The organism is Rhodoferax sp. (assembly GCF_010365055.1).
In the GTDB taxonomy this organism is placed as follows: Bacteria; Pseudomonadota; Gammaproteobacteria; order Burkholderiales; family Burkholderiaceae_C; genus Rhodoferax.
This window is the reverse complement of the sequence record NZ_JAAFHA010000144.1, coordinates 1-6,511: the sequence shown is the minus strand read 5'-3', so window position 1 is coordinate 6,511 and position 6,511 is coordinate 1. Positions and strand designations below refer to the sequence as shown.

7 protein-coding genes are annotated in these 6,511 nt (G+C 61.2%); all 7 read left to right on the top strand.

Annotated elements, in window-relative coordinates; translation table 11 throughout:
- Positions 1–77 precede the first annotated feature (77 nt).
- Complete coding sequence (locus GZ093_RS19545) at positions 78–1,055, top strand: ABC transporter ATP-binding protein (RefSeq protein WP_296489288.1); 978 nt, start codon at positions 78–80, stop codon at positions 1,053–1,055.
- Positions 1,052–1,807, top strand: a complete 756-nt coding sequence (locus GZ093_RS19540; RefSeq protein WP_296489286.1) for an ABC transporter permease — start codon at positions 1,052–1,054, stop codon at positions 1,805–1,807. The genes GZ093_RS19545 and GZ093_RS19540 overlap by 4 nt, the downstream gene beginning before the upstream one ends.
- A gap of 23 nt (positions 1,808–1,830) precedes the next feature.
- The gene (locus tag GZ093_RS19535; RefSeq protein ID WP_296489284.1) at positions 1,831–2,073 is read left to right on the top strand and encodes a BolA family protein; all 243 of its coding nucleotides are present in this window, start codon (positions 1,831–1,833) and stop codon (positions 2,071–2,073) included.
- Positions 2,074–2,130: 57 nt separating this feature from the next.
- Positions 2,131–3,396, top strand: a complete 1,266-nt coding sequence (murA, locus tag GZ093_RS19530) for a UDP-N-acetylglucosamine 1-carboxyvinyltransferase (protein WP_296489282.1) — start codon at positions 2,131–2,133, stop codon at positions 3,394–3,396.
- A gap of 79 nt (positions 3,397–3,475) precedes the next feature.
- On the top strand, positions 3,476–4,114 hold the full coding sequence (hisG, locus tag GZ093_RS19525) for an ATP phosphoribosyltransferase (protein ID WP_296489281.1): 639 nt from the start codon (positions 3,476–3,478) through the stop codon (positions 4,112–4,114).
- Between the two features lie 19 nt (positions 4,115–4,133).
- Positions 4,134–5,450 carry a histidinol dehydrogenase gene (hisD, locus tag GZ093_RS19520; protein WP_296489279.1) on the top strand — a complete coding sequence of 439 codons (1,317 nt, stop codon included), beginning with the start codon at positions 4,134–4,136 and terminating at the stop codon, positions 5,448–5,450.
- 126 nt (positions 5,451–5,576) lie between these two features.
- The coding region (locus GZ093_RS19515; protein WP_296489277.1) for an aminotransferase class I/II-fold pyridoxal phosphate-dependent enzyme at positions 5,577–6,511 on the top strand (935 nt) is incomplete at its 3' end.

Sequence of the window (6,511 nt, the reverse complement as noted above, 5' to 3'; positions counted from 1 at the left end):
CCGGGGTGTATGGTGTGCTCGAACTGCTGGCGGCCACGCCTTTGAGCCCGCCCGCCCCGCTAAACTAGCGGCCTCCCATGCCCGCCATCTCTTTTCAATCAGTCTCCAAAGCCTACCCTTCTCCGCGCGGACCCCAAGGCAGCACTTTTCTGGCGCTCGACCGTGTCAGCCTGGATGTCGAAGAGGGTGAGTTTTTTGGCCTCTTGGGCCCCAACGGCGCGGGCAAAACCACCCTGATCAGCATTCTGGCCGGCTTGAGCCGCGCCACCGCCGGCCGCGTCACGGTGCTGGGGCACGATGTGCAGCTCGATTACGCACAGGCGCGGCGCAAGCTGGGCGTGGTGCCGCAAGAGCTGGTCTTTGATCCGTTTTTCAACGTGCGCGAGGCGCTGCGTTTCCAATCCGGCTACTTCGGCATCACGCACAACGATGCCTGGATTGATGAGTTGCTGGACAGCCTGGGCCTCGCCGACAAGGCCAACGCCAATATGCGCGAGCTCTCGGGCGGCATGAAGCGGCGCGTGTTGGTCGCGCAAGCACTGGTGCACAAGCCACCGGTGATTGTGCTGGACGAGCCGACCGCGGGCGTGGACGTCGAGTTGCGCCAGACCCTGTGGCACTTCATCAGCAAGCTGAATAAACAGGGGCATACCGTCCTGTTGACCACACACTACCTGGAAGAGGCCGAGGCCTTGTGTGGCCGCATCGCCATGCTGAAATCCGGTCACGTCGTGGCGCTCGACAGTACCAGCGCGCTGCTCAAGTCCGGCACCAGCAACCTGCTGCGCTTCAAGATTGATGGCGAGCTACCCCACACGCTGGCGGCCCAGGCCCGCGTGACCGGGCGCGTGGTGCAGTTCCCGGCGCAAGATGCGCAGGCCATCGAGCGCTACCTGGCGGCGGTGCGTGAAGCCGGCTTGACCGCGCAGGACGTGGAAATTCGCCGGGCTGATCTCGAAGACGTTTTTTTGGCGGTGATGGCCGCCAATGGCGACGAGGCCAGCAGCCCGGGCGCAGTGGCCAAGCTCCAATCCAAAGGGGCACTGGCGACATGACCGGCTGGAAGATGCTTTTTTACAAGGAAGTGTCGCGCTTCTGGCGTGTCGCGTTTCAAACCGTGGCCGGGCCAGTATTGACCGCCATGCTCTACTTGCTGATCTTTGGCCACGCGCTCGAATCGCATGTCAAGGTATACGACACCATCAAGTACACCGCCTTTCTGGTGCCCGGTCTGGCTATGATGAGCCTGCTGCAAAACGCGTTTGCCAACAGCTCGTCGTCCCTGATCATGAGCAAGGTCATGGGCAACCTGGTGTTCTTGCTGCTCACGCCCTTGTCTTACCTGAATTGGTTTGTGGCCTATGTGGGCGCGGCGGTCGTGCGCGGGCTGGTGGTCGGCGTCGGGGTGTTCGCCGTGTCGGCCTTTTTTACCGATCTGTATTTTGTGGCACCGCTGTGGCTGCTCACCTTTGCCGTGCTGGGCGCCGCGCTGATGGGCACGCTGGGGTTGATCGCCGGTTTGTGGGCCGACAAATTTGACCAGCTGGCAGCGTTTCAGAATTTTGTGGTCATGCCCATGACCTTTCTGAGTGGTGTTTTTTATTCGATTCATTCATTGCCGCCGTTCTGGCAGACCGTGAGCCATCTGAATCCATTTTTCTACATGATTGATGGCTTTCGCTACGGTTGTTTTGGCGCCAGCGATGTCTCGCCCTGGCTGAGCCTGGGTGTGGTTGCTGTGGCGCTGGCCATCGTGAGCACAGTGGCCTTGCTGCTGTTGCGCTCGGGCTACAAACTTCGATCCTGACTTTTTAATCTAGAGGTGTTGACATGACTGCCGACGAAATCAAAAACATCATTGCCGCCAACCTGGTCTGCGAGCACATTGAACTCACCGGTGATGGCCAGCATTGGTACACCACCATCGTGTCGCCTGAATTTGAAGGTCTGCGTGCCATCAAACGCCATCAGCGGGTCTACGCCAGCTTGGGCGACAAAATACACAACAACGAAGTGCACGCCTTGTCGATCAAGGCATTCACGCCTGCCGAATGGGCAGCATCACCCGACTAAGTGCTGCGCCTTGACTCACTGTAGCAGCGCGCCTCCTCATTTTTACGAATTGATTCAATGGATAAATTACTGATTCGCGGTGGCCGGCAACTGAACGGCGAGGTGCTGATTTCCGGCGCCAAAAACGCGACCCTGCCCGAGCTGTGCGCCTGCCTGCTAACCGCCGACCCTGTCACTCTGAGCAATGTGCCGGGTCTGCAGGACGTGGCCACCATGCTCAAGCTGATTCGCAACATGGGGGTGACGGCCGACTGTGGCGCTGACGGCTCGGTCACCGTCAATGCCAGCGCCCTGAGTTCGCCCGAGGCGCCCTATGAACTGGTCAAGACCATGCGCGCCTCGGTGTTGGCGCTGGGCCCGCTGCTGGCGCGTTTTGGCGAGGCGACCGTGTCCTTGCCGGGCGGTTGTGCCATTGGCTCGCGCCCGGTGGACCAGCACATCAAGGGCTTGAGCGCCATGGGCGCCGAGATTGTCGTCGAGCACGGCTACATTATCGCCAAATTGCCAAAAGGCTGGACGCGCCTGAAAGGTGCGCGCATTGCCACCGACATGGTCACGGTCACCGGCACCGAAAATTTGATGATGGCCGCCACCCTGGCCGAGGGTGTCACCATTCTGGAGAACGCCGCGCAGGAACCCGAGATTGCCGATCTGGCCGAGATGTTGATCAAGATGGGGGCCAACATTGAAGGCCATGGCAGCAGCCGCATCCGCATTGAGGGGGTCGAGTCGCTGCACGGCTGCAGCCATCAGGTGGTGGCAGATCGCATCGAGACCGGCACGTTTATGTGCGCGGTGGCCGCGACTGGTGGCGAGGTGCTGCTCAAGCATGGCCGCATTGATCATCTGGAGGCCGTGGTCGAGAAACTGCGCGATGCGGGCGCTACCGTCAAAAAGGTCGACGGCGGCATTCGCATTCATTCGCAGGGCCGACTCAAAAGCCAGAGCTTTCGCACCACCGAGTACCCCGGCTTTCCCACCGACATGCAGGCACAGTTCATGGCGCTGAACTGCATCTCAATTGGCACGGCCGTGGTCACCGAGACCATTTTTGAGAACCGCTTCATGCACGTCAATGAGATGGTTCGCCTGGGAGCCAATATCCAGATCGACAGCAAGGTGGCGGTGGTGGAAGGTGTGGAAAAGCTCTCCGGCGCCACCGTCATGGCAACCGACCTGCGCGCTTCTGCCAGCCTGGTCATAGCGGGCCTGGTCGCCGACGGCGAAACAGTGGTGGAGCGCATCTACCACCTGGACCGCGGTTACGACCAGATGGAAGCCAAGCTGCGTGGCCTGGGCGCTGCTATTGAGCGCGTGAAGTGATTCACGACGAAAGCGCATTTTTATACCAAGATTTATTTGATAGCGCTGTGCGTATATTGCATAAGGGCTACAGACCAGAATGATCACTATTGCATTGTCCAAAGGCCGCATTTTTGAGGAAACCATTCCCCTGCTCAGAGCTGCGGGCATCGAGGTGCTGGAAGACCCCGAAAAATCGCGCAAGCTCATCCTGACCACCAACCAGCCTAACGTGCGCGTGCTGGTGGTGCGCGCCTCCGATGTGCCGACCTACGTGCAATACGGCGGCGCCGATTTGGGCATCACCGGCAAAGACACGCTGCTCGAGCATGGCAGCCATGGCCTGTACCAGCCGCTGGATCTGAAGATTGCCAAGTGCCGCATCAGTGTGGCCGTGCGCGCCGATTTCGACTACGCCTCGGCGGTCAAACAAGGCTCACGCCTGCGGGTGGCGACCAAATATGTGGCGATCTCGCGCGAATTTTTTGCGGCCAAGGGCGTGCACGTGGACTTGATCAAGCTCTACGGCAGCATGGAGTTGGCGCCACTGGTGGGTTTGTCGGACGCGATTGTGGATCTGGTCTCCACCGGCAACACGCTCAAGGCCAATCATCTGGTGGAAGTCGAGCACATCATGGACATCAGCTCCCGGCTGGTGGTGAACCAGGCCGCGCTCAAGCTCAAGCAGGCCCCGATTCGCAAGATCATCGACGCTTTTGCATCCGCCATTGGCCAGTAATTTAGGGGGTGAAATCGCCATGCCATTTACAGCTACGCCTGCCCGTCTGTCAACCGCAAGCAGCACATTTGATGCTGATTTCAAAGCGCGCCTGCATTGGTCGGCGGCGGCCGATGCCGCCATCGAGCAGCGCGTGGCCGACATCCTGGCCGATGTGCAGCATCGCGGCGATGCGGCGGTGCTGGAGTACACCCAACGCTTTGACGCCTTGAATGCGGTCACCCTGGCGGAGCTGGAGCTGACGCAGGCCGAACTCAAAGCCGCTTTCGAGTCCATTCCCGCAGTTCAGCGCGACGCCCTGCAAGCCGCCGCCGCTCGCGTGCGCAGCTACCATGAAGCGCAAAAGAAAGCCTGTGGCGAGAGCTGGAGCTACGTTGACGCCGACGGCACGCTTCTTGGCCAAAAGGTCACGCCGCTGGACCGCGTCGGCATCTATGTGCCCGGCGGCAAAGCGGCCTATCCATCGAGCGTGTTGATGAACGCCATTCCGGCCCACGTGGCGGGCGTGGGCGAGATCATCATGGTGGTGCCCACGCCCAAAGGTGAAAAGAACGCGCTGGTGCTGGCTGCCGCCTACGTGGCCGGCGTGACCCGCGCTTTCACGGTGGGCGGCGCCCAAGCCGTGGCGGCGCTGGCCTATGGCACACAAACAATCCCCAAAGTCGACAAAATCACCGGCCCCGGCAATGCCTACGTGGCGGCCGCCAAACGGCGCGTCTTTGGCGTGGTGGGCATCGACATGATTGCCGGCCCGAGCGAGATCCTGGTCTTGGCCGACGGCAGCACGCCACCGGACTGGGTGGCGATGGATTTGTTCAGCCAAGCCGAACACGATGAGCTGGCGCAAAGCATTTTGCTGTGTCCCGACCTGGCTTATATCGAGTTGGTGCATCAGAGCATCAACCGTCTGCTGCCTGACATGCCACGGCGCGAGATCATCGCCAAGTCACTCAACGGCCGTGGCGCCTTGATTCATACCCGCGACATGGACGAAGCCTGCGCCATCAGCAACGCCATCGCGCCCGAGCACCTGGAAGTATCCAGCCGTGACCCGCACCGCTGGGAGCCGCTGCTCAAGCACGCCGGCGCCATCTTCCTCGGCGCCTTCACCAGCGAATCGCTGGGCGACTACTGCGCCGGCCCGAACCACGTGCTGCCCACCAGCGGCACGGCCCGCTTTTCATCGCCGCTGGGCGTCTATGACTTTCAGAAGCGCAGCAGCCTGATCGAAGTCAGCGAAGCCGGCGCCCAGGTACTGGGGGAAATCGCCTCGGTGCTGGCGCATGGTGAAGGCCTGCAAGCCCATGCGCGGGCGGCAGAGATGCGGCTGCGGTGAACACTGATTGCCCTTCTTCGCTGAATCCCATCGCCAAGAACCTGCCCCAACCCGCTCAGGCAGCCGTTAATTTTGGCGCGGTGCGGCAAGCGACATGCAGCGGCCATTAATTTTTAGATCCAACCCATGACTGCTGTGCCATCACGCTTCACTGCCCGCATCCGCCCCGACGTGCTGGCCATGCACGCCTACGCCATCCAGGACTCAAGCGGCATGGTCAAGCTCGATGCCATGGAGAACCCGCATCGGCTGCCACCCGCCTTGCAGCAAGAACTGGGGCAACGGCTCGGCGCATTGGCACTGAACCGCTACCCAGATGGCCGGGCAAATGATCTGCGCCACTCGTTGGCTGCCTACGCCGCCATGCCCGACGGTTTTGACATCATGCTTGGCAACGGCTCCGACGAGCTCATCAGCCTGCTGGCGATGGCCTGCGCCGTGCCGCCCAGCAGCGCCAACGGTTTCAAGAAGGCCAGCGTGTTGGCCCCGGTGCCGGGCTTTGTGATGTACGCCATGAGCGCGCAGTTGCAGGGGCTGGATTTTCATGGCGTGGCGCTGACCGAAGATTTCGAGTTGGACGAAGTGGCCATGCTCGATGCCATGGCACAGCACCAACCCGCCATCACCTACGTGGCTTACCCGAACAACCCGACCGCCAATCTGTGGGATGACGCGGTGATCGAGAAGATCATCGACGCGGCGGGCGCGCAAGGCGGTCTGGTGATCATCGACGAAGCCTACCAGCCGTTTGCCAGCAAGAGCTACATTGACCGGCTGGCGCGCCACAGCCATGTGCTGCTGCTGCGCACGCTCTCCAAATTTGGCCTGGCGGGTATCCGCCTGGGCTACCTGATGGGCCGACGCGAGTTGATCGCCGAGATCGACAAGGTGCGCCCGCCCTATAACGTGAGCGTGCTCAATTGCGAGTGCGCCCTGTTTGCGCTCGAACATCAAGAGGTGTTTGCAGCCCAGGCCCTTGATCTGCGGACCCAACGTGCTCTTCTTTTTGATGAGTTGGCCAAGTTGCCCGGCGTGCACGCCTACCCCAGCGAGGCCAACAT